The organism is Bacillus sp. LR--39 (assembly GCF_053613335.1).
The window spans coordinates 1-692 of the sequence record NZ_JBSIOT010000925.1 but is presented as its reverse complement, the minus strand read 5'-3'; the positions used below and the strand labels follow the sequence as shown (position 1 = coordinate 692).

At 44.2% G+C, this 692-nt stretch carries 1 pseudogene; it reads right to left on the bottom strand.

Annotated elements, in window-relative coordinates:
• Positions 1-692 (bottom strand): annotated as a pseudogene (cdaR, locus tag ACWHAR_RS27510) (CdaA regulatory protein CdaR); the annotation flags it as partial.

Genomic DNA, 692 nt, shown 5'->3' with positions numbered 1-692 from the left:
CTGATGTATTGCTGCTGTTATCATTCGTTGATGTATTGCTTTTCTTAGACGTCAGCTTGATTTTGGCGTTTTTCCGCCCCAAGGACCAGGTTACATTCTGTGGCCCGTTCACTTCAAGCTTCACACTATGCTCCCCGTCCTCTAAATCTGAAACATTCACATACAATTCAATATCTGATTTTTTCAGCTTTTTTATATTCGCGGGAGAGCCTTTAGCCGTTACGTCTATCGCTTGTGATTCAGGATCAAGAAATTCAATGTTTTGTGAGCTGCTCAGCCCTACAGTCTTGATAGGGACATTCTCGAACTTCTGATCCGCTTCACTATCGACTTCTATATGCAAAGTCACCTTTGACGGTGAGATTTTTTTGACACCGTCAGGAAGCGGAATATCTGCCTCGATATCGGAATCCTTGTTAATTTTACTTAAATCTAGGCTGACGCCGTCAATAAATTCAAGAGAATCCAACACATCCTGTGAGCCGTAAACCGTTACCTCACTGGGGCTGGATTCAATATTCGCTATGCTGACACCGTCAGGAAGGCTTCCTGTCCGTTCAATTTTAAAGGGCACTTTTTTACTCGGGCTTGTCACCGGAACGGTAATCTTGATGACCGAGGGCTCCACGTCGACAGGAAGCGCGTTTCCGTCTTTATCATAGACAGTCACTTTCGCTTCCTTTTCAATCGTT